Origin of the sequence: Peribacillus sp. NPDC096447, from assembly GCF_044762725.1 — a bacterium.
Classification (GTDB): Bacteria; Bacillota; Bacilli; order Bacillales; family DSM-1321; genus Peribacillus.
In genome coordinates this window covers 137,385-161,300 of the sequence record NZ_JBIWEV010000006.1, presented here as the reverse complement: position 1 = coordinate 161,300, position 23,916 = coordinate 137,385, and the positions used below count along the sequence as shown (strand labels likewise).

Genomic DNA, 23,916 nt, shown 5'->3' with positions numbered 1-23,916 from the left:
AACTGCAGGATTATTCGGCCGCCACTCCATGGTATGCGGCTGCATAATTGCTTTACATGTACTTATAATAGGGAACTTTTTTGTAAGATAATCCGTATAAGTATAAAGACATAGTAAGGAGTGAATATATGTATTCCAAGATACAGCCACCAACGAAGAAAATATCCAAAGAATCAGTGAAGGTGTGGCGGATGACTGAAGCCATTACCAATCTCATTATCCTCGCCGTCCTTGGCATCCTATTATTTGTTGATGATTATTTCACTTGGAAAGAATGGATTGGATGGATTTTAAACGGACTTATCGTATTATCTTTTTTCCATGCTATATGGTCCATCTTCATTGAACCGATACTGTTGCAAAAGTATTGGCGTTACGACGTGAACGAAGAATTCATTCAAACAAAACGTGGAGCCTGGAGTGAAACGCATGAACTCATTCCGATGACGAAGGTTCAATCCGTCAAATTGAACCAAGGACCGTTTTTGCGAAAATACAACCTTTATTCCCTAAGCATCGGAACAATGGGCGACTCTCATGACATACCAGCCATCCCCGAGAAAGAGGCGTATGAATTACGAGATAAAATTGCCCATTTTGCAAAAATTAAGGAAGTGGATTAATGATGGAAGAACAAGCAAAACGATTACACCCTATCAAAATCCCGTTCGAATTTTGGAAATTGCTGAAAGGAAATGTATTTTTCATAATCATGCTTTATGTCCTGAATTTCGGTTCTGAAAAGATGTATATGAAGGTACTCCAAATCGGCTTTCTAGTTTATCTGATTTGGAAAGTCATTTCTGTCATCCTTAAATGGTATACATATAAATACCAAATCAAAGAAGGTACCTTATATATTACTTCAGGGCTTCTCTCGAAATCGTATCGAACTGTCCCGCTTCATAAGGTTCAGAATGTCCAGCAACGCACGACGTTATTTCATAAGGTTTTCAGATTGACCTCTTTAACATTCGAAACGGGGATGACTGGTGATCAGGGTAGCGTACCTTTCGAGATGATTTCCCGAAAAGAGGCCGAACGGCTTGAGGGGGAATATGCTTCAATACAGGAACTTCCGGTAATCGAAGCGGATATTCCCGAAGAACGAATAGCTGAGGATATGGAACCAGCTTATGAAAAAACGATCCACTTCACGCCAAGCAAACAAGATGTGCTGAAAGCTTCCTTTACATCACTCAGCTTCCTGGCTCTTATCCCGATATTGGCTACGTTATATAGTACACTCGATGATTTTATCGATTTGGAGAATGCCGAAGGGTTTCTTGCCAAGTTATTGGATTCATGGTGGATCATTACCATCGTTTTTGCAGGCCTCATATGTGTCGCCGTTGCCTTCGGAATCGTTTCCACATTCGTTAAATATGGAAAATATGAAATTTCATCCGATCATGAGCGCATATATATCAAGAAAGGCGTACTGGACGAATTTGCTTTTTCCATTCGGAAAGAAAAAGTACAAGCAGTCGAAATCACCCAATCAATCATTAAAAGATTGCTAGGGTTGGCAGAAGTGAAACTGATCAGTGCAGGAAGCACCGGTGATGAAGAGCTGGAAACGAACACCCTCTATCCTTTTTTATCAATTGAACGGGCATATGGGATGGTAGAAGAGATTTTACCCGCTTATAAAGTGGAGCGGTCAATGAAGTCTCTATCGAAACAGGCCTTAAAAATCCGAATGCTGCGGCCTAGCTTTTTCTGGATTCTCACAACATTGGCGATCTATTATTTCACCCCCTCCCTATGGTATATCTCACTGATTCTACTCGTCCTCATTTATACATTGAGAATAATGGATTACAAAAATAGCCGTTACTTAATAAATGAAGAGTTCATTCAGTTCAAAGCCGGAAGTTTGGAAACATCACTATTCATAACCAAAAGAAGCAAGGTCATTCAAATTGAGGTGGAACGTTCGAAGCTGCAAAAGCTTTTCGGGCTTGCCACAATTGAAACGATCAACCGCTCCAAGCCTGTACACCATACAAAGCTCCAAGATGTATCCGTTGAATATGCAGACGAGTTTTACACATGGTATATGGACAGGACAAAAAATATCCAAGTCGAATAGTTATCATTGAATGAAAGAGTTGACGACGGCAGTCAGCTCTTTTTTTATCCTCTATATCCCCCTCATACCTTGAATATATGTCGCCCTCTCACCCTCAAATTAATATTGGGAATTTTCTAACTTTAAACTTCAAAAAAGTCAAAACAGACCGAAATATCTATAGAAGCCTAAATTAATTTGAGGTATATAAGGAGAATTGTACATATGAAAAGACTGACAGACTGGTATTTTAATTCGCTAAAAAAACAAATATTGATTCCTTTTTTAGCTTTGATCATGTTAAGCGGAATGGCCATCTCCTACATGAGCTATAAAAATAGTATCGAGTTGACGACCCAGGAACTTACCGGAACGACGGAAGAGCAAGTCAAGTCAATGAACGATTCTTTCGAAATCTTCTTTCAAAAAACGGAAAGTCAATTGGATAGGTTGGGTAAGTATCCTATCATGAGTGCTTATGACAAGAACACGGAATCCATAATGGATGAGTTTTCCCATACACAGTCAGGCAGTTCTGAAATAAATGGTTTATACCTTGGCACGGAGAAAGATGGAAAAACATTAATATTCCCAAAAGCTGAATTGCCGGCTGACTTTGATCCAAGACAAAGGGACTGGTATCAATCCGCATTGAAACAAAAAAACAAGACCATTTGGACGGAACCTTATACTGATCAGGCGACGGATACACTTGTCATTACGGCAGCAAAAGCCATTTATGATGATCGTGATGAATTAATAGGCGTGCTCGGTGTCGACATCTCGATCGATACATTGATCACAATGGTCAATCAAACGAAATTCGGCGAAACGGGCTATACGGTTTTGCTGGATAAGAAAGGGTCATTCGTTACACATCCAGACAAGGAAAAAATTCAACAGGATATATCAAAGGAAAATATTTTCAAAAAAATGAAAAGTGAATCCGGGTCAATGATCGAGGAATTTGAAGGGCAAAGCAGGATCGTCGGATACGCCACAAATCCTACCACTGGATGGAGAATAGCAGGGGTAATGGATGAAAATGAAGTGATAGACCGTGCAAGCCCGATGATAATCGATAATATCATCACACTGTTGATCGTCTTCACCGTCACTGCACTATCTGCCATCTTCATCACCCGTTCTTTAACGAATCCCATAAAAAAGCTGCAGGAATCCATACGGAAAATGGCTGACGGCGATTTCACCTCCAGGAATTCCATTTCAAGGAAAGATGAGATAGGCCAACTTGCAGAAGACACCAGCTTAATGACCAGGAATATGAGTCATATGTTAGGGGTTGTCAACAACCTTTCCGATAAAGTATCGGATTCCTCCATGACGCTAGTGGCTAGTGCCGATGAAAATTCAGCGGCAGCTAACGAGGTGGCCATGACGATGGAACAAATAGCAGCCGGTGCCATAGACCAAATCGAAGTCGGGCAGATTAACGAAATGGCCGTAAAGCTATTGGCTGACAAAATCAATGAACTTGAGGCGCAAACGGGCAAAATGGCCACGGAATCCGAAACTATGTTCAGGGCTTCCGAAAACGGAATCACTCAAGTGCAAGGCCTGAAACAACAATTCAATGAAACGTCCCAGATATCCAATAAGATGAGTACGGCAGTCAAATCATTGGATGCACGATCAAATGATATTAGTGCGATCGTAAAGACCATAAGCGGGATTGCAGGACAAACGAATTTACTCGCCCTGAATGCTGCCATCGAAGCAGCCAGGGCTGGTGAGCACGGAAAAGGGTTTGCAGTTGTTGCCGATGAAGTGAAGAAATTGGCCGAACAGACGGAAAACTCTCTAAAAGAAATCTCTCAAATCATTCAAGCCATGCAAACCGATACAACCAATACCGTTCATTTGATCGATCAAGTCAATCAAAAAATCCATCTTCAGGATACTTCTGTAGCGGATACGGAAAATGCCTTCAGTCACATTGCATCCATCATCGCGAACACATTCAGCAATTTTGACGAAATCAAAAAGATGATGAACGATATGGTAAACGAGGTCACACGGATGGCGAGCAATGCAGAAAAATTAAATTCGATCAGTCAGGAAACTGCAGCGGGAACTGAAGAAGTATCTGCTTCCGTAGAACAAACGAATGCTTCCATGGAACAATTAAATGCCCTGGCTAGTGAATTGGATGCCCTATCCCAGGAAATGCACAAAGAAATAAGGAAGTTCACATTCTAATCAAAAAAAAGGACGGGTCCTAAGGGATCCGTCCTTTTTTAACTTACGACCTATAGAGTTCTTCTACCGTTCGTTAGCGTTTCATCGGTTTCCGTTATTCCTGAGTAAGAAGAACTGGATTTTCTCGCATCCGAATCGACTAACACAAGCAGCTTGCCACTCTTTACATCCGCTTCATAACGATTCGCCTCGTCTTCAGGTATGCCCATACCGATTAATGTACCGGCCAATCCTCCTGTACCAGCACCTACAGCCGCTCCGGCTAATGTTGCAGCAAGCGGTCCAGCTGCCAGTACCGGTCCGATTCCCGGAATCGCCAACGCACCCACACCAGCTAATAATCCGGCAGCACCGCCCAAAATACCTCCGGTCGCCGCACCAGCTGCGAGCCCCTCTTCAACTTTTGTACCCGTTTCTTCATTCACTGCATTTAATTCTTCTTTATCTTTAGCTACCACCGAAATATCTTCACGATCATATCCTTGGGCCTGTAATGACTCAACAGCCTTTATGGCTTCTTCTCCAGTTTCATATACACCAATTATGCGTTTATCCATATCTATCATCCTCCTTAAAGAATGTAAATTGTCGCTCCCCCTTTACATACCCCAGAGGATGAAAGTGCTAAACGTGATTTAACAGGAAAAAAATTTTAAGTTAACCCTTACTCAGAAAGGGTATATATAATCATAGTATGCATATTTTTAGGAGGTTTTCTTTTTGCTCATCGAGTTACTTAAAGATTTAGTATCTATCGACAGTTCATCGAAAGAAGGAGCTAACCAAGCAGTTGATTACTGTGCGGACTGGCTTAAAGATCAAGGACTTACCGTGAATGTGATCGTAAATAACGGTTATAAGATGCTTGTAAGCGAGATTGGCAGCGGAGATAAAACCCTAATTTGGAATGGCCATGTTGATGTTGTCAGCGGAACGCCAGATCAATTTTTCCCTGAGGTTCATGAAGGAAACCTATATGGACGCGGGACAGCCGATATGAAAGCGGGAGTTGCAGGGATGATGTGTGCATTTACCGAACTGAAAGATAAGAACTTAGGTTTGAAAATCCAGCTTCAGATCGTATCGGATGAAGAGATCGGCGGGTTGAACTGTTCCGGATATTTAGCGAAACATGGTTATAGAGGGGACTTTGTAATCTGTGCCGAACCGACGCAATTGGGAATCGGACTTCAGGCAAAGGGTGCCCTTCGCCTCGATATTGAAGTATCCGGCAAATCCGCACACGGATGCCGGCCATGGGAAGGCGTGAATGCAATTGAAAAGGCCTATGATCTCTATCAAAAAATAAAGGAGCTTCCTTTCACCCGGGATCATACTCCCCTTTACTCTTCCCCTTCACTTAACCTAGCAAAAATAAAAGGCGGGGAGGTCTATAATAAGGTACCGGATGCCTGTTTGCTAAGTCTTGATATTCGCTATCTTCCTACGCAAACAATGGAAGATATCATTGCTCAGATCGAAAGTGTGACAGGAAATAATATCCACCTTAATATGTACAGTAAACCTGTAAAAACCGAAGAGTCAGACCCATTCATCACTCTGCTCCGTCCGATTATCGAAAGAAACACCAAGCAAGACGCTGTCATTTTTGGACAGCATGGCTCCGCAGATACCGTCTTTTTTGCGGCATATGATATCCCAGCGATTGAATTCGGACCAAAAGGTGAGAACTGGCATGGAGATAGGGAATGCGTCAATCTTGAATCGGTAGCAGTCTATCAAAAAATGCTAGTCGATTTCGCTTCTGAATTTGTTTTACAATAATCCAAATCATGAAAAAAGCCGGCATCACATAGATGTCGGCTTTTTCCATGTTCCACATATCCTCTCCTACTAAAATAAACAGCATTCAATCGTCTATTATTACGTTGTTTATTTTACAAAATATACAGGACTTTAAAACCAGGGATTTAACATCCATATATTACCTCATTAAACAGGATACGCCATTATATCAACACTATTTAACAAAAATACGCTTATACTGACATAATAAATAATATATTTACATTTATTAGACAAGTCCTTTTGACCTAGTTTATATTACATTTATTTATCAAGGGAAACCTTTTTGTAACACAATTACTATTCCACCGAAACATTACTGTCATAAAGACCTGTTATTCTAAGTCTACGATTTAAAACAAAGGAGACTATTCATTTTGAAAAAAATACTACTTCCACTATTCACTGCTTTCTTTTTGGTATTTAGTTTTTCCGGAGTTTCATCGGCTGCTACTACTACATACAAAGTTAAAAGCGGCGACACACTATGGGGTATCGCCAATAAACATAATATAACAGTCAATCAACTCAAAAGTTGGAACAACCTGAAAAAAGATAACATCCATCCAAAACAAGTCTTAAAGGTCAAGAAAACATCGACCTCTGCTAAACCTAAAGCTAAACCTAAAGCTAAAACATCATCATCATCAAAAAAATATAAAACGATCACGGTGAAGGCAACAGCTTACACAGCGAACTGCAAAGGCTGCAGCGGGATTACAGCATCGGGTCTTAACTTAAAGAAAAACCCTAACGTAAAAGCCATCTCAGTCGACCCTAAAGTCATTCCACTTGGAACAAAAGTTCATGTAGAAGGATACGGGGATGCCATTGCGGCAGATAAAGGCGGCGCAATCAAAGGGAATAAAATTGACGTCTTCTACTCTTCTCACTCAAAAGCTATCAATTGGGGCAGAAAAACAGTTAAAGTAAAAATCTATAAATAATGATAAGCACCAGCCTGAAACCTTTCAGGCTGGTCTTTTGTTTTACCCATTCTTACAAACATCTAAACAACCAGTTGACCTTCAAACGGAAATATTTACTGAAATTTCAGTCAATGTTATGATTAGTACATCTTAATCAAAAGAGAGGTGTGCGCTTTGAATATTGTCATTATAGGGGCCGGGGCACTCGGCTCCTACTTTGGGGGCAGGTTGCAGCAGGCCGGGCAGGATGTTCAATACCTTGTCCGAAAAAACCGCGCCAAACAATTGAAAGAAAACGGGATCAGCATAACCAGCCCACATGGAAACTACCAATTCAACGACCTTCATATCACAGAGAATGTAAATGATATAGAAAAGGTCGATCTCGTGATTCTCGCAGTAAAAGGACAGCATCTGCAAGGCACCCTTACAGATTTAAAGGTGCTTGTTGAAAAGGGCGCAAAGGTCCTCCCGCTTTTGAATGGGTTGGAACATGTATCCATTTTACAGGACGAACTGGGCGAAGAAGCCGTCTTGGGAGGAAGCGCCTTCATCATAGCAACCCTGGATGAAAAAGGTCATGTCATTCACTCCAATGAAAATCACGATTTAATCTATGGCCCGCTTCATCCGTCACAAAAAAAGATTTGTGATGAATTCGAACAGGCGGCCGGATCAGCTATCATGAAGGCAAGCAGAACGGAAAACATATTGATCAGGATGTGGATCAAATATATGTTCATCACCGCTTTTTCCGGTGTGACAACTGCATCTAACCTCCCTATCGGCACGATACGGAGATTCCCGGAAACCAATGGATTGCTAGAAAAGGTCCTTGTTGAGATGAAGGAGCTTGCAAATGCTTATGACGTCGGTATTACCGTGGAGAATATTGCTCAAGCGTTGGAAAACCTGGCAGGTTTACCTGACGAATCCACCTCTTCCATGCACCAGGACCGCCGGAAGGGCCTAACCCTCGAAGTGGAACATTTACAGGGCGGTGCACTGCGCCTTGCCGACAAGGCCGGTTTGAAACTTCCTGTGATCGGAACTCTATATGCAATCATAAAACCTTTTGAAAATTGATTTTCGCCAATACCGGTGCTCCACCGGTATTTTTTTTGCAGCTTAGTAATCTATCTATATCCTAATCGTCATTTTAATTCCTCTTCTTCCCTTCAGTTATTAAAATCCCAAGACCAAAAAGAACAAAAAGAAAACAATATCACCAAAAGAATATTCTGATTCTTTCTTCTGTTACACTATTACCAAGTTAAGAAAGCGCTATCATATAACAAAGGAGAATGCCCCTTGAAAATATTAAAAAATCTAACAGTTCAGGTCATCATCGGTATCATTCTGGGTATAACAGTCGGTTACTTCTTCCCTGCTTTCGGTGAACAACTGAAGATATTAGCTGATTTATTTATTAAAATGATTAAAATGGTCATTGCACCAATCATCTTCTTAACCGTCGTAATTGGAATTGGCGGTATGGGTGATATGAAAAAGGTTGGCCGCATCGGCGGAAAGGCCCTGCTCTATTTTGAAATCGTTACCACTTTCGCACTTGCCATCGGAATCATCGTGGTCAATCTGCTGGGACCTGGTAAAGGCTTTAACATCGATTCCGTCGAGGGCGGAGATGTATCACAATATACAACAGCCGCTTCCGAAACGGAACATGGAGCCGTTGCTTTCATTTCTAATATCATTCCTGAAAATGCCGTTGCAGCACTGGCTGGCGGAGACTTACTCCCTATTCTATTCTTTGCCGTATTATTCGGATTATCAATGGCGGCAATGGGGCCGAGAGTGCAGCCAGTCGTTTCTTTCTTTCAGCATATTGCCGACATTTTCTTCGGCATCGTAGGTATGATCATGAAAGTTTCTCCATTGGCCGCATTTGGAGCAATGGCTTATACAATCGGTAAGTTTGGACTTGGTTCTTTAACCTCGTTAGGACAATTAATGGGTAGCGTATATATCACAATGGCACTATTCATCATACTAATCCTTGGCTCGATCGCAAAAATGTACGGCTTTAATATTTTCAAGTTCATTGCCTATATAAAAGAAGAGATCCTCTTAGTTTTAGGAACATCTTCGTCGGAATCCGCCCTGCCAAGCGTGATGAAAAAACTAGAAAAATACGGTTGCTCAAAATCAGTAGTCGGGTTGGTTGTCCCAACCGGTTATTCTTTCAACCTTGATGGCACATCCATCTACTTATCCATGGCTGCGATTTTCATCGCCCAAGCCTATGGTGTCGATTTAAGCATCTGGCAGGAATTGACCCTTCTAGGAATCTTGATGTTAACATCCAAAGGTGCTGCTGGTGTAACGGGATCCGGTTTCATTACACTTGCTGCAACATTAGCTGCCTTCCCAATGATTCCAGTTGAAGGAATGGCATTACTGCTGGGAGTCGACCGCTTCATGTCTGAAGCACGTGCCATCACCAATCTAATCGGTAACAGTGTTGCTACAGTGGTAATCTCTAAATCAGAAGGTGAATTCAATCCAAACCAAGCCATCTCAGGTGATATGAGTGAAGTGGCCGTCTCATCGGAAAAATAATCGAACCCTGAATGAAGAGGTGTGAAACTTGCACCTCTTTTTTTTATTGCTCCCTTTCTATCAATTAGCCAATTTTCTATAAATAGCCAATCAAATAAATTTCAGAATCAGTGAAAAGTGTTTATACTTTTATTTAACAGGTAAAAGTATAAAGTTAAAAGTTTTAGTAGTTTGATGGATTTAACCAAATTAGGAGGTTTTATCATGAAGGATTACGGATTATTTATTAACGGTGAGTGGTCGGATTTTGGATTGGATAAAATTGAAGTGAGAAACCCGGCAACGGATGAAATAGTTGCCACCGTTCCTAAAGGCGGTGCAACTGAAGCGGCTAAGGCTGCCGATGCCGCATACGAAGCCTTTACGGGCTGGGCTGCACTCTCAGTCTACGAACGTGCTGAACTAATTTGGAAATGGCATCGATTGATTGATGATAATAAAGAAGAACTGGCAAAAATCATGACTGAAGAGCAAGGCAAGCCCCTTAAAGAAGCTCTTGGTGAGATGACATATGCAAACGGCTTTTTATCTTGGTTTGCCGAAGAGGGAAAACGGGTGTACGGCGAAACGATTCCTGCTTCCGTGTCCAATAAGCGGCTTTTCGTGACTAAACAGCCTGTCGGAGTTGTAGCTGTCATTACGCCTTGGAACTTTCCTGCAGCCATGATTACAAGAAAAGTGGCACCAGCGCTTGCCGTCGGCTGCACAGTCGTCATTAAACCGGCAAACCTGACTCCCATAACAGCTTTAAAAATGGCTGAATTAGCTGAAAAAGCTGGCATTCCAAAAGGAGTCATCAATGTCGTGACAGGAAAATCATCAGAAATCGGTGAAACTTGGCTTCAAGATACGAGGGTTCGTAAATTGACGTTTACCGGTTCTACAGAAGTCGGCAAAACCCTTATGAGGGGCTCAGCTGACACGGTAAAGAAAATCTCGCTTGAGCTTGGGGGTCACGCACCAGCAATCGTTCTTGAAGATGCCGACCTTAATAAAGCGGTAGATGGCATCATCAGTTCAAAATTCCGTAACGCAGGACAAACATGCGTCTGTTCAAATCGCATTTATGTCCACGAAGCCATTCAGGAAGCCTTCATCGAAAAGCTCGTTGCCAAGGTAAAGGAACTAAAGGTAGGAAACGGACTGGAAGATGGCGTCGATATCGGTCCGCTTATCGATCAAAATGCAGTGGATAAGGTTCAAAAACAAATAGATGAAGCAATCAGCAGCGGAGGTAAGCTCGAAGCTGGCGGTAAATCAATAAGCGGCCTTTTTCTTGAACCAACCGTACTGTCCAACATTGATGACAGCATGCTCTGCATGAAGGAAGAAACATTTGGTCCTCTAGCTCCTATCGCCTCCTTTAAGACTGATGAAGAGGCAATCAAGAGGGCGAATGACTCCATCTTCGGTTTGGCAGCTTACGTCTTTACTGAAAATATCACCAAGGGCATTAAATTCACCGAGGCACTTGAATTCGGTATTGTTGGCTTGAACGATGGACTTCCTTCCGTTCCGCAAGCTCCATTTGGCGGATTCAAGCAAAGCGGGCTCGGCCGTGAAGGCGGACATCAAGGCATCGAAGAATTCCTGGAAGTAAAATATATTTCCTTAGGTTTATAACCTATTTAGGCGCACTGAAAACGGGCCCGACTCAATTGAGTCGGGCCCGTTTTTCATTCCAATATATCCTCTTCAAGCTTTTCCTCTTTTCGGATCCTGATGAATTTTACGATATTCAATACAATCGTTTTAACAACGGAGTAAGTCGGAACCGCCAAAATCATGCCGATGATACCGGCAATGTTTCCGGCGACGAGCAAAAGGATGATGATGGTAAGCGGATGTGTGTTCAATTTTTTCCCTATGACTAACGGTGAAATGAAATTACCATCCAGTTGCTGAATGACCGTTACAACCAGAATGACCAATAACGCCTCGGTCGGTGAATGAATCAACGCCACAATGACCGCAGGAGCCGCTCCAATAAACGGACCTACATATGGGATGATATTGGTTACAGCACCAATCAGCGCGAATAAGAATGCGTAAGGCAAACCAATGATCAAATACCCGATGAACGTTCCGATCCCGACAAACATGCAAACAAGCATCTGCCCTTGTATATATGTGGTAAGCGTCTCGCCAGTTTCCTGCAGTACTGTTAAAGCCGGTTTTCTATAGCGAACCGGTACGAATTTCATAATGGCGGCCGGAAGCTTATCGCCATCCTTCAACATATAAAATAGGATGAAAGGAACCGTCACGACCACTAAAGTAATATTCGTCACCACGCTGAAAACGGAAGTTAAACTGTTCGTAATATTACTAGGTAAATCAGTCAAATATTTCTGAAGCGAGTCGCCCACTTCTTTAAGGGGAACATAGTCTTGTTCCACCGTCCACAAAAACCATTTTGACTCAGCTGAATCTTCAATGAACTTCCTTGTTTGATTGAAATAATCCGGGAGGTTATTGACTAAATCCGTAACCTGTTTGGACAGTGACGGGCCGACCAGACCGACCAGCAAACTGATCAATCCCAGGAAAAATACATATAACAATAATATCGATAATCCCCTAGGCACCCTTCTTTTAACCAGGAAATCAACAGTGGGGTTGAACAAAAAGTAAAGAAAACCTGAAATCAAGATTGGAAAGAACAATGTAGATGTAAAGATGACTATCGGTTCAAAAAGAAAAGAAATCTTTGTACCAACATAAAAAAGTAAAGACAATAGTAATAACTCTAACGTCCAAAAATGTAATTTTGTCTTGAACAAATTATCTCCTCCACTATAAGCATTCTATTTAACTCCCTATTTCTAAGGAAACAACATCATAAATACGAAAAATCCTATGTATGATAATCTTTCATTGTTAGCAGTTTACCATATTTCTATAACTTGGATGAATAATTATATACAAAAATAAAAGAAAAAAGCCTAAAGATACAGTTCCCTATCTTTTTGATGGTTAAGCATCATTTTACACTTTAAATCTGTTATATGTTGGAGAAAAAACCCAATATGCACCATCATGCAAATTTGAAAGATTCATGGTTTTCCACCCAATACGGGAAACGGACCCAAATAAAAAAAACCCCGCTGTATTGGCGGGGTTTTGACTTTTATTTTTGATCTTGAAGAACCGCTTCAAGCATCGTACCGTTTTTAGCTAGGTTTGTATGCCATGAAAATGCTTTTTCAAGAATGTGCGGAGTTTGATGCCCGCCAGTTTGCGCAACCGCTTCAGTGAAGTATGCACGAAGCTGTGGACGGTAGTCAGGATGCGCACAATTTTCAATGATTAACTCTACGCGCTCTTTTGGTGCCAAACCACGTAAATCAGCGATCCCTTGCTCTGTCACTAATACATCCACATCATGTTCAGTATGATCCACATGAGAAACGAAAGGAACGATACTGGAAATCTTGCCGCCTTTTGCATATGATTTCGTTACGAAAATGCCTAGGCGTGAGTTACGGGCAAAATCTCCCGATCCACCGATTCCATTCATCATTCTTGTCCCAGAAACATGTGTCGAGTTCACGTTACCATAGATATCACACTCTAACGCTGTATTGATTGAAATCAAGCCAAGGCGGCGGATGATTTCAGGATGGTTAGATATTTCTTGTGGTCGAAGAACTAGTTTATCACGGTATTTTTCAAGCTCACCGTAAACTTGCTTACCTTTTTCTTCAGCTAATGTGATCGAACAACCTGAAGCGAATTTAACTTTTCCAGCATCGATTAAATCAAATACCGCATCTTGCAGCACTTCTGAATAAACTTCCAAATCTTTAAATTCAGAATCAAGGAAGCCAGCGAATACAGCATTTGCCACTGAACCTACACCCGACTGAAGCGGAGCAAGGCTTTCAGTTAAACGGCCTGCCTTGATTTCTTCACGAAGGAAGTTAATGAGATGGTTCGCGATTGTTGCAGTTTCTTCATCCGGCGGCACGATTGTAGAAGGTGCATCAAGATCTGTAGAAATGACGATTCCCATTACTTTTTCAGGGTCAACCGCAATACCGATCGATCCAAGGCGATCGCTAGCTTTAGTCATAGGAATCGGTTCGCGTTCCCCTTGTTCAGCTGGTGTATATATATCATGCATCCCTTCCAATCCTTCTGGATGGGACACGTTCAATTCAATGATTACATGTTTAGCTTCTTGAACGAATATGGCTGAGTTACCTACAGAAGTTGTCGGGATGATCAATCCTTCTTCCGTAATCGCCAATGCTTCGATGATTGCAAAATCTATAGGTCCGACAATGCCTTGACGAACTTGTTCAGCTGTATGAGATAAATGCTGGTCAACATAAGTGACTTCATCAGCATTTATTTTATTGCGAATGCCTTTATCCGCTTGGAACGGCAAACGTTTATTTATGATACCGGCTTCCGCCATATGTTGATCGACTTCCGGTCCTAATGAAGCACCAGTATAAACGTCAACTTTGAATTTTTCAGTTTTTGCTTTTTCAACTAGAGCCATCGGAATAACTTTAGCATCACCAGCACGGGTAAATCCACTCATACCGAGTTTCATCCCATCTTTAATCCATGAAGCTGCTTCTTCCGCTGTAACTACTTTCCCCTTAAATTGTTCATTGCGAATTTTTTTGAAAACGCTTTCGTTCATACAAAAGACCCCCATTTTCGCTTTTCTTACACTTAATTTTACCAATCCTGTGTAATCGTCACATTCATTTTCGAATGAAAAGCCTTATATAGGGCATAAACCAGCATTTTATTCACACAAGGGAGAATCATTAAAATCCTAAAGCCCTCCTGAATTGACTTGCATAAGTTTGACTGACCTGGATTTTGGAATTGTCTTTCATTATCAATAAAAATGTAGAATGAAAATCGGGAAGGATTTCTTGAATATAGTTGATATTGACGATGTACGAACGATGCACCCGAATGAATAAATCACTAGGTAAAATGAATTCCAATTCACTTAAGTTCATTTTATGAAATCCACTCACACGTTCGGACTGAATTTTAGTTTTCCTATTTTGAGCTTCCAGATACATAATTTCATCATATGGAAGCGGTATCCAGCGATCTTCGGTTTTAATGGTCAAGAATGATGTCGGTAAAATTAATGGCTTTGTCGGCAAGATGGCCGTTACCGCTCCTAAAGGATTGCCCTGGTCCATGATAGGAACACTCAGTCCATAGTAAGGTACGCCAAATACGTTGCTTTCAACCTGCACCCCTATTTTTTTACGGACACTCAGCGCTTTATATGTCGCTGTGTTTTCACTGATTAAATCACCTGGTTTTATTCTTAAGTCGACTTGTTTGCTTGGTTGATAATAAATGTATTTTTCGGAATCAGCCACAGAAATCGAAGCATCCTTCGGTACAAATTCCCTGATGATATTTAAAACGGATTCGACCGTAAATTGATCCATTTCCTTTCACCTCTTAAAAGAACATATTAATAATTTCCCTATTATTAAAAAGGGCATTCATGAAATAATTCATTATTTTTCGAAAAACTTACATTTTTTTGAATTTACTTTTCGTAAAAATTAAAGAAAAATTGAAGTAACTAAGCGAAAAGCGGCAAAAAGGGCAAAAAAATCGTATTTAAATTTATATCCTTATTCATTATAGTTGGAAAGCTCCCCAATTTCTATGGGGGATTAAAGAAAAAAGTTTCCTTATATACTAACATTTAAAAGCAACTGGGGGTCGAAATCAAACGCATAAAAAAGCCGCTCTCCCATATAGGATAACGGCTAAAGGTCATTTTTTAAAACGGGGATTTTGAATCGAGGATTTTATTCTTAGAGATATTATCTCTTCTAGATTTTTCAGTGGCAATTCCAATAAAAAGGGTCGGTCATCAGGTTGATATACATCCTCTGAAATGAGCGTATTAACGATCTTCTGTTTTTTTGCATTAACAATTCGGACCAGTCTCCCCATTTCCAGCTCCCTTTCTTTACATCAACTGTATCCGGCACATTCGGCCGTACATTCAGATGTCATTTTTTAACGCATCATGACCTTCTTTTCCGGTACGGATATTCACAACATTCGCCAATTCATAAATGAAGATTTTCCCGTCACCTGGTTTACCTGTACTCAAGAATTTCCTTGCTACATCCACAACATCCTGAACTGGCACTTCACACACGACGATTTCGATTTTCATTCGATCATGTAGTGACATTTCACGATTTCTGCCTCTATAGGTTTCCACATAACTTTTCTGAAGACCCGTTCCTTTTACTTCCGATACAGTCATTCCGCTTACCCCTATTTTTGCAAGTTCCGCTTTGAATTGTTCAAACTTGATCGGACGTGTAATGATTTCTATTTTCGTTAAAACCTCGGACATATGAGCAACCCCCTTTTAAATGGATTCGTGATAAGCTTTTTCTCCATGAAGTGTAAGATCAAGCCCCATTGACTCATCTTCTTCACTGACACGCAACGGCACGAAAAGGTTAATGACTTTAGCAACGATATAAGTGACCACGGCAACGAAGATATATGTCGCAATAATCGCTACAACCTGCTTCCACAACAAGTTGAAATCTCCATAGAATAAACCATCTGCACCGTTTTCGTTAACGGAAGTGGTCGCGAATAAACCTGTAGCGATGCCACCCCATGTCCCGCCGATCCCATGCAATCCAAAAGCATCAAGTGCATCGTCGTAACCCAGTTTATTCTTCAGGAAGAATACGCCCCAGAAACATACGGCACCGCCAATGACCCCGATGATGATGGAAGAGGCAGGGGTTACGAATCCGCAAGCAGGTGTTATGGCCACCAAGCCAGAAATAGCTCCGGATACCGCACCCAGCAATGTTGCCTTTTTATTAGCCATATACTCAACGATCAGCCAGCCTATGATACCAGCAGCGGCTGCAACAGCTGTATTGACGAATACATTCATCGCCACTTCATTGATTGTCAGTGCGCTTCCGACGTTGAAGCCGTACCAACCGAACCAAATTAATGATCCGCCAAGGAAAGTTAAAGGAAGATTATGCGGTGCACTGTCCCCCGACTCTTTCCTTTTACCTAACATGATCGCTAAAACCAGACCTGCAACCCCTGAAGAAATATGAACAACGTTGCCCCCTGCAAAGTCAAGTGTACCCAGTTCAGCTAACCAGCCGCCTCCCCATACCCAGTGTGCAACGGGAGCATATACGAATAAAGACCAAAGGATCGTAAAAATCAGGAATGCTGAAAACTTCATCCGCTCGGCAATGCCACCTGCAATGATCGAGACGGTTAAAACGGCAAAAGTCATTTGGAATAACATGAACAAACTATGAGGAATTGTTTCGCTGTATGGTCCAGGTGCAAAGCCTACATCCTTTAAGCCAACCCAGTCCAGACCGCCCAGAAGTGTATTACCAGGTGAAAATGATAATGAATACCCAATCAGCACCCAAAGAATCGAAATGACAGCCAATGGCATATAACTATGCATTGCCGTATTCAGGACATTTTTACTTTTTACCATCCCTCCATAAAACAGGGCAATCCCTGGTGTCATTAACCAAACCATCATTGTCGCCAAAAACATGAATACCGAATCTGCCATTTGCATACTGTTTTTTTCCCCCTTGTTTTTGTATATGTTATGTTTATTAACACTATTATGTTATATTTTTTATCATATACTTAATTTCCTAATAATTCAACTTAATTTTTATATTTTATAAAAAAATGTCAGGTTATATAACATCACTATGAATAAAGGCATAGATTATTTGATTTTTTTGGTTTTATAATTACTTTTCCACATTTTTACGACTCCATTACTGTTACATTTCCCCCTCTACTTATGTCCCGCTTCAAAAAAACCACTAAAAAAAGGGCCCTCCTATTGAGGACCCTCAAAATATTCAATTAACAGCAACGAGATACTTTCCCACCCTTTGCATTATACCGTTCATCCTGGGCTTCGCAGAAAAATTCTTTCCTGGTTTTCACGGGATCCTCAGGATGATGCATTCTCATATGTGCCACATACGTATCATAACTTGGCACGCCGACGAGCAAACTGACGAACTGCTTCCTGTAGCTTAGAATTTTAATTAATCTTTTCAACATTGCCTTCCCTCCCTTATGATGACCTTGATACATAAGGTGTTTCATGTAAATCTATTTTCTGGTTCTTCAAGACCTTTATCCATAACCTAATGGCAGAAATCAGGACAGTTATCACCACGATCATGAAGATGGCACAAAGGGCAGCATCCACATAATCATTGACGATAACCCGCTTCATTTCAGCCAGATTGGCTGCCGGAGCAAGAATTTCCCCATTATCATAGGCTGCTTTAAACTTATCCTTATGCGCTAAAAAGCCAATCGCCGGGTTTTCGTGGAACAGCTTTTGCCACCCTGCCGTCATGGTCACAATCAACAAGAATGTAGTGGGCACAAGAGTGACCCATGTGTACGCTTTCTTGCCCATTTTGAAAAGGACCGTCGTCCCAAGCAGCAAGGCAATGGCGGAAAGCATCTGATTCGCAATTCCAAACAACGGCCAAAGGGTATTGATTCCGCCAAGAGGATCAATGACCCCTTGATAAAGGAAGTATCCCCAACCGATTACACAAATGGCAGTCGCAATTATATTGGGCAGCCATTTATTCGTTTCGGCAAATGGTTTGTAAAAGGTGCCGATGACATCCTGTATCATAAAACGCCCTACCCTGGTTCCCGCATCAATGGTGGTCAATATGAACAATGCCTCGAACAGGATCGCGAAATGATACCAGAACGCCATCAGGGACGCTCCGCCAATCACTTGCGAGAAGATATGGGCCATGCCGATAGCAAAGGTTGGAGCTCCTCCAGTACGGGATATAATGGTCTCTTCCCCAACATCCTCTGCAAGGCCGGTAATCATCTCAGGCGTCAAAATGAAACCCCAATCCGATATCGTTGCAGCCACTTGCGCAGGTTCCGTTCCCACAACGGCCCCCGGGCTATTAATGGCAAAATAGATACCTGGCGTCAGTACACAGGCTGCTATCATCGCCATAATGGCTACAAAGGATTCAGTCAACATCGCCCCGTATCCAATTGGACGTGAATGCGATTCGCGTTCAATCATTTTAGGAGTTGTACCTGATGAAACGAGTGCATGGAATCCCGATACCGCTCCGCAAGCGATCGTAATGAATAGGAACGGGAATAAGTTTCCGGAAAATACAGGTCCTGTTCCATCGATGAATTGAGTGACGGCAGGCATTTCAAGGCTCGGCATGACAATAAAGATACCAAGTGCAAGTCCGATGATCGTACCGATTTTCAAGAATGTGCTTAAGTAATCACGCGGTGCCAATAACATCCATACAGGCAAAACGGAGGCAACGAATCCGTATACAATCAACATGATAGCAATCGTTTCCCCGCTGAATGTGAACATTGGCGCCCATGTTGCGCTTTCAGCTACAAAGCGGCCTAAATATAAAGCCAGCATCAATAGTATTATTCCGATAATCGATCCTTCACCAACCCGTCCCGGTCTTATATAACGCATGTAAATGCCCATAAGGACCGCGATTGGTATGGTCGAGGCAATCGTGAACATCCCCCACGGACTGCCCACCAGCGCTTTTACGACAACCAGGGCAAGTACCGCTAATAAAATGATCATGATACCCAGGATACCGATCATCGCTATCAATCCAGTAATCGGTCCAATTTCCTCTTTGATCATCTCTCCCAATGATTTGCCGTTACGGCGCATCGAACCAAAGAGAATGATGAAATCCTGTACGGCACCAGCCAATACAACTCCGACTACAAGCCATAGCGTCCCTGGCAAATATCCCATCTGCGCTGCAAGGATGGGACCTACCAGAGGGCCAGCTCCGGCAATTGCTGCAAAATGGTGGCCAAACAACACCCATTTGTTTGTAGGCACATAATCTTTCCCATCATTATTCGCTTCCGATGGAGTCTGGCGATTGTCATCTAGCTCAAACACTTTCCGTGCAATGAATTTACTATAAAAGCGGTATGCAATTGAATAAACACAGAGTGCTGCAGTGACAATCCACATGGCATTGATGCTTTCCCCCCGGTTTAACGCGACGAAACCGAAACTCACCGCACCCAAAGCAGATATGATCCCCCAAAGAATTACTGACTTAAGCGCTTTCATTTTTTCCATCTCCCCTCCATTGAACTATTTTACAACTATAAAAACCTTCATTTATAAGGGGCCTGGGCTGTATTCCTCCCCACGCCCATTAAATTTAAAGAATTTTATATATATTCTGAATTATATGTTACCATAAGGATTTTTAGCAATAGCAAATTAGTCAATTTGTAAAGTATTTTCCATTATTTTGTCGATAATTACCTATTTTCCCACCTATCTGGTTTTTAAATTCACACTCTTTATAAAAACCGCATCAGGTAAAAAAACCATTTTTAGAAGGTGCATCATTAAATGAAACGGAAGTTGTCCTTGTTATGGGGCCAACAACAAAAAAATGTGCACCTGACGGCACACATTCTTTCTTCATCCAATCTGATTTTCCCTTAATGAACTGCGATATAGGTCGTAATAAAAACCCCTCTGCCGCAACAATTCATCATGGGATCCCTTTTCAATGACCCTTCCTTCATCAAGTACAAGGATTTGATCACTTTGCTGAATTGTATTCAATCGATGGGCAATGACAAAACTTGTCCTTCCCTCCATCAAGCGGTGTAATGCTTCCTGGATTTTAAGTTCGGTAATCGTATCTATGCTACTTGTCGCTTCATCCAAAATCAATAGAACGGGATCGGCTAAAATAGCCCTGGCAATCGATAATAGCTGGCGCTGCCCCTGACTTATTCCACTGCCCTCTTGATTCAAGATGGTATCATATCGATCTGGCAGTTTCATGATAAAGGAATGGGCATTGGCAAGCTTGGCTGCATTCACCACTTCTTCATCTTCCGCCTCCAGTCGTCCGTAGCGGATATTTTCACGAATCGTACCTTGAAACAAGAAGGAATCCTGTAAAACGAAGCCCATATGCTTACGGAGACTGTACCTCGTCACCTGTTGGATATCCTGGCCATCAATCATTATCCGGCCGCTGTTCGGCTCGTAAAAACGGGCAAGAAGATTAATGATCGTGGTCTTACCGGCCCCAGTGGGACCTACAAGCGCGACGGTCTCCCCTTTTTCCGCATGGAAATTAACATCATATATCGTTTGCTCCTCATCATTATACGAAAAGGAAACACCCTCAAAGACCACCTCACCGCGGACATCGCGAAGTTCAGAGGCTTGCTTCTCATCCACTTCCTCTTCTTCTTCATCAAGTATGGCGAAAACCCGCTCCGCACCGGCAACAGCTGAGAGGAGTGTATTGAATTGGTTAGCCAGGTCATTGAGCGGACGGGTGAATTGCCTTGAATACTCGGTGAAGATGACAATTACCCCGATGGAAACCGTTCCTATGCCACTCAGCGCCAAAAACCCGCCGACAGCAGCTATTACGGTAAAACTTAAGTTGTTCAGTAAATTCATCAGTTTTGGAATCAGCCCAGAGTATGATTGTGATAGGAATCCGGCTTTCTTCAAGTTTTCACTCCGGATGATAAAATCCCGTATCACTTTATCTTCCTGTGAAAAAGCCTTTACGATCCGTTGTCCGGAAATCGTTTCTTCTATAAACCCATTCAGTTCCCCAAGGTTCTTCTGCTGTTGTTTAAACAGCTTTCCCGTCCGGTTCGTTATCCACCTCAGACCGAAGAACATAAGAGGAACGATGAATAAGGTTAAAACAGTTAATAAAGGGCTCAAATACAGCATGACTCCGATCGTTCCGACCAGTGTCAGCACACTTGAAAAAATCTGGATGACGGAACTATTCAAAGTGGAACTGACATTTTCTATATCATTCGTGACCCTACTCATCAATTCCCCATGCTGGCGTCGGTCAAAAAAGGGGATGGACAGCTGGTGAAGCTTTTTGAATAATTGATTGCGCATTTCATAAACCGTATCCTGCGCGATTCCGATCATCCAATAATTCTGAAGCCACATGGATAGGGAATAAAATATATAGACTCCGAGAAGTCCGAAAAGAAGGCTGATCAGCCCCCCGCTATCTCTTGTGACAATATAATCATCAATGGCCATCCCAACAAGAAAGGGACCAAGCAATCCCAAAACCGAGCTTATCAGCACCATGAAAAGGACAAAAAATAGCAGGCTTTTATTCGTTGCTAAGTAGGGAATGATCCTTTTTATCGTATTCCAGGAGTTGACCGGTCTAGACTTTGCCTTATCGGGAGATATTCTTTGACTCAAGCGAAATCCCCTCCTCCCCAAACTGTGAGTGAACGATTTTTCGATAAAGATCGCTTGTTTGAAGCAAATCCTCATGTTTCCCCAGCGCAAGGACTTGACCGCTTTCCAGCAACAAGATTTTGTCCGCCTCCATGGCTGTACTGATTTTTTGTGTAATGATGAGCGTTGTGCATGTATAGTCCTTTAAAGCGGCAAGCAGATTACTTTCCGTTTTCAAATCCAGCGCACTCGTACTATCATCCAGAAGGAGAATCTTCGGTCTGCGCACCAATGCTCTTGCGATCGATAAGCGCTGTTTTTGCCCCCCGGACAGATTCACTCCTTTTTGCCCTAACTGGGTTTCATATTGCTTCGGAAGTTTCATTACGGTCTCATGCACCTGAGCATGCTTGGCCGCTGCCATGATTTCCTCCATCGAGGCACCTTCTTTTCCCCAAGCGACATTATTTTTTATGGTTCCTGAAAAAAGCAGCGCCTCTTGCGGTACATAGCCGATCCTTTTCCGCAGCGAATTCAGGGGGATGTCTTTCAGATCCTGGTCATCAATTTGAATGGAGCCGCTTTCAACTTCGTATAATCTCGGAATCAGCTGAAACAGAGATGTTTTCCCTGATCCTGTCGCTCCTAAGATGGCAAGCGTTTCTCCCGGATCGATGGAGAAGGTCAGGTTTTTCAATATCGGCGTATCGGTTCCAGGATAGCGGAAAGATACATCCAAAAACTTGATGCCTCCCCCATTGACGGCCCCACTCTTGCTTTCCGCCTTACCTTCATCAATATCTATCGGGGTTTCAAATATTTCCGTCACACGCTCCGCTGAAGCCTTCGCACGGGAAATGACCATGATCAGCCATGAAAAAACGGAAAGCGATGCTGCAATCCTTGTGGCATAGTTGACAATCGCAACAACTTCCCCTACCTGTATATCCCCCGTTGTTATAAATTCGCTTCCAAGCCAGAGAATGATCAGAATCGCCACATTCATGACCAGCATCAGTACAGGCATCGTCGTTTCTATTAGACGAAGTGAAGTCACGGTCTTTCTTTTCAACTCTTCATTCGCATCGTCAAATCGGCCGATTTCATGCTCCTTACGAAGAAAAGCCTTGATCAAGCGCATGCCTATCAGGTTTTCCCTCATGACACCATTGACATTATCGAGTTTTTTCTGTACGAGCTTAAACAGCTTGGCTGCTCGTTTCATAACCCATCTCAGGAAGAAAACAAGAACCGGAATTGAAATGACCAAAACAAGTGATAGTTTCAAATCGACCGCAATAGCCATTATCGCTCCGCCGATTACGATCAATGGCGCCCTCGCCATGATACGCAAGCCCATAAAAACCGTATTTTGAAGTTGGGTCACATCATTTGTCATCCTTGTTATCAACGAGGAAGTCGGGATATTATTCAAATTCGCAAAAGAAAACGCCTGTATTTTACCAAAAAGGCTTTTCCTGATATCATGTCCAAAGCTTTGACTTACATGTGATGCCGTAAAGGAATTAACGATCCCGCCAAGAAATGAAAAAACGGAAAGCCCAACCATGACACTTCCCCATTTAATCACCACCGATAAATCTTTCTGCAAAATGCCATCATCAATTATTTTTGCTATAAATAAAGGTTGTAACAGCTCTACCCCGAGCTCGACAATCATTAAGGATAAAGCAAGAATGATCAAAAGCCAGTACGGCTTAAGAAATGAGGACAATTTTTTCATCTATGACACCTTCGATTCTTCATATGTAGATAGCATCTTTTCATCCTCTCATTATACATTTTTATACAGATTTTTTAAAAGAATTTAACTGTTTTAAGAGATTGGTAAATATCTTGATTTTTTTTTTATAAATACCCTTGACAAATAACAGGAAATAAGCGAAAATTCTAATTGATAATGATTTTCAATTTCATTATCGATCTCTGAAATTTGATAAGCAATTACGATATTCTCTTATCGTACCCTTTTGATA

18 protein-coding genes are annotated in these 23,916 nt (G+C 41.9%); 8 read left to right on the top strand and 10 right to left on the bottom strand.

Translation table 11 applies throughout. The features are described from left to right. Positions 1–128 precede the first annotated feature (128 nt). The 3 genes from ACIQZD_RS20470 to ACIQZD_RS20460 all read left to right on the top strand — a co-directional run bounded on the left by ACIQZD_RS20470 (position 129) and on the right by ACIQZD_RS20460 (position 4,294). Positions 129–623 carry a PH domain-containing protein gene (locus tag ACIQZD_RS20470; protein WP_034305830.1) on the top strand — a complete coding sequence of 165 codons (495 nt, stop codon included), beginning with the start codon at positions 129–131 and terminating at the stop codon, positions 621–623. After that, the gene (locus tag ACIQZD_RS20465) at positions 623–2,095 is read left to right on the top strand and encodes a PH domain-containing protein (protein ID WP_402905913.1); all 1,473 of its coding nucleotides are present in this window, start codon (positions 623–625) and stop codon (positions 2,093–2,095) included. The genes ACIQZD_RS20470 and ACIQZD_RS20465 overlap by 1 nt, the downstream gene beginning before the upstream one ends. Before the next feature lie 204 nt (positions 2,096–2,299). Then, positions 2,300–4,294, top strand: a complete 1,995-nt coding sequence (locus tag ACIQZD_RS20460) for a methyl-accepting chemotaxis protein (protein ID WP_402905911.1) — start codon at positions 2,300–2,302, stop codon at positions 4,292–4,294. 50 nt (positions 4,295–4,344) lie between these two features. Here ACIQZD_RS20460 and ACIQZD_RS20455 read toward each other — a convergent pair whose 3' ends face one another. Further along, a complete protein-coding gene (locus ACIQZD_RS20455) occupies positions 4,345–4,851 on the bottom strand; it encodes a general stress protein (protein WP_241590034.1) in 507 nt (168 codons plus the stop codon). A 163-nt stretch (positions 4,852–5,014) separates the two neighbouring features. Here ACIQZD_RS20455 and ACIQZD_RS20450 point away from each other — a divergent pair, with 163 nt between their 5' ends. The 5 genes from ACIQZD_RS20450 to ACIQZD_RS20430 all read left to right on the top strand — a co-directional run bounded on the left by ACIQZD_RS20450 (position 5,015) and on the right by ACIQZD_RS20430 (position 11,232). Further along, positions 5,015–6,079, top strand: coding sequence for a M20 family metallopeptidase (locus ACIQZD_RS20450; RefSeq protein WP_402905909.1), 1,065 nt, complete (start codon positions 5,015–5,017; stop codon positions 6,077–6,079). A 398-nt stretch (positions 6,080–6,477) separates the two neighbouring features. Then, positions 6,478–7,047: a 3D domain-containing protein gene (locus ACIQZD_RS20445; protein ID WP_402905907.1), complete on the top strand. Its 570-nt coding sequence runs from the start codon at positions 6,478–6,480 to the stop codon at positions 7,045–7,047. Positions 7,048–7,194: 147 nt separating this feature from the next. After that, positions 7,195–8,115 (top strand): ketopantoate reductase family protein, encoded by a 921-nt coding sequence (locus ACIQZD_RS20440; RefSeq protein ID WP_402905905.1) that lies wholly within the window; start codon positions 7,195–7,197, stop codon positions 8,113–8,115. Between the two features lie 225 nt (positions 8,116–8,340). Then, positions 8,341–9,609: a dicarboxylate/amino acid:cation symporter gene (locus ACIQZD_RS20435; protein ID WP_402905903.1), complete on the top strand. Its 1,269-nt coding sequence runs from the start codon at positions 8,341–8,343 to the stop codon at positions 9,607–9,609. A 204-nt stretch (positions 9,610–9,813) separates the two neighbouring features. Further along, positions 9,814–11,232 carry an NAD-dependent succinate-semialdehyde dehydrogenase gene (locus tag ACIQZD_RS20430; protein ID WP_402905901.1) on the top strand — a complete coding sequence of 473 codons (1,419 nt, stop codon included), beginning with the start codon at positions 9,814–9,816 and terminating at the stop codon, positions 11,230–11,232. A gap of 53 nt (positions 11,233–11,285) precedes the next feature. Here ACIQZD_RS20430 and ACIQZD_RS20425 read toward each other — a convergent pair whose 3' ends face one another. The 9 genes from ACIQZD_RS20425 to ACIQZD_RS20385 all read right to left on the bottom strand — a co-directional run bounded on the left by ACIQZD_RS20425 (position 11,286) and on the right by ACIQZD_RS20385 (position 23,663). Beyond that, entirely contained in the window at positions 11,286–12,392 is a 1,107-nt protein-coding gene (locus ACIQZD_RS20425; RefSeq protein ID WP_402905899.1) for an AI-2E family transporter, read from the bottom strand. A 347-nt stretch (positions 12,393–12,739) separates the two neighbouring features. Then, positions 12,740–14,266 (bottom strand): succinyl-CoA:acetate CoA-transferase ScpC, encoded by a 1,527-nt coding sequence (scpC, locus tag ACIQZD_RS20420; RefSeq protein ID WP_402905897.1) that lies wholly within the window; start codon positions 14,264–14,266, stop codon positions 12,740–12,742. A 130-nt stretch (positions 14,267–14,396) separates the two neighbouring features. Next, positions 14,397–15,047 carry a LytTR family DNA-binding domain-containing protein gene (locus tag ACIQZD_RS20415; RefSeq protein WP_133351753.1) on the bottom strand — a complete coding sequence of 217 codons (651 nt, stop codon included), beginning with the start codon at positions 15,045–15,047 and terminating at the stop codon, positions 14,397–14,399. A 572-nt stretch (positions 15,048–15,619) separates the two neighbouring features. Further along, the gene (locus tag ACIQZD_RS20410) at positions 15,620–15,982 is read right to left on the bottom strand and encodes a P-II family nitrogen regulator (protein WP_063235326.1); all 363 of its coding nucleotides are present in this window, start codon (positions 15,980–15,982) and stop codon (positions 15,620–15,622) included. 15 nt (positions 15,983–15,997) lie between these two features. Then, complete coding sequence (locus tag ACIQZD_RS20405; RefSeq protein ID WP_133351749.1) at positions 15,998–17,212, bottom strand: ammonium transporter; 1,215 nt, start codon at positions 17,210–17,212, stop codon at positions 15,998–16,000. 302 nt (positions 17,213–17,514) lie between these two features. Further along, entirely contained in the window at positions 17,515–17,718 is a 204-nt protein-coding gene (locus ACIQZD_RS20400; protein ID WP_098370450.1) for a YbdD/YjiX family protein, read from the bottom strand. A gap of 13 nt (positions 17,719–17,731) precedes the next feature. Continuing rightward, on the bottom strand, positions 17,732–19,786 hold the full coding sequence (locus ACIQZD_RS20395; protein WP_402906250.1) for a carbon starvation CstA family protein: 2,055 nt from the start codon (positions 19,784–19,786) through the stop codon (positions 17,732–17,734). A gap of 363 nt (positions 19,787–20,149) precedes the next feature. Next, positions 20,150–22,015: an ABC transporter ATP-binding protein gene (locus ACIQZD_RS20390; protein WP_402905893.1), complete on the bottom strand. Its 1,866-nt coding sequence runs from the start codon at positions 22,013–22,015 to the stop codon at positions 20,150–20,152. Next, the gene (locus ACIQZD_RS20385) at positions 21,915–23,663 is read right to left on the bottom strand and encodes an ABC transporter ATP-binding protein (RefSeq protein WP_402905891.1); all 1,749 of its coding nucleotides are present in this window, start codon (positions 23,661–23,663) and stop codon (positions 21,915–21,917) included. Before ACIQZD_RS20385 ends, ACIQZD_RS20390 begins: the two co-directional genes overlap by 101 nt. Positions 23,664–23,916: the final 253 nt, after the last annotated feature.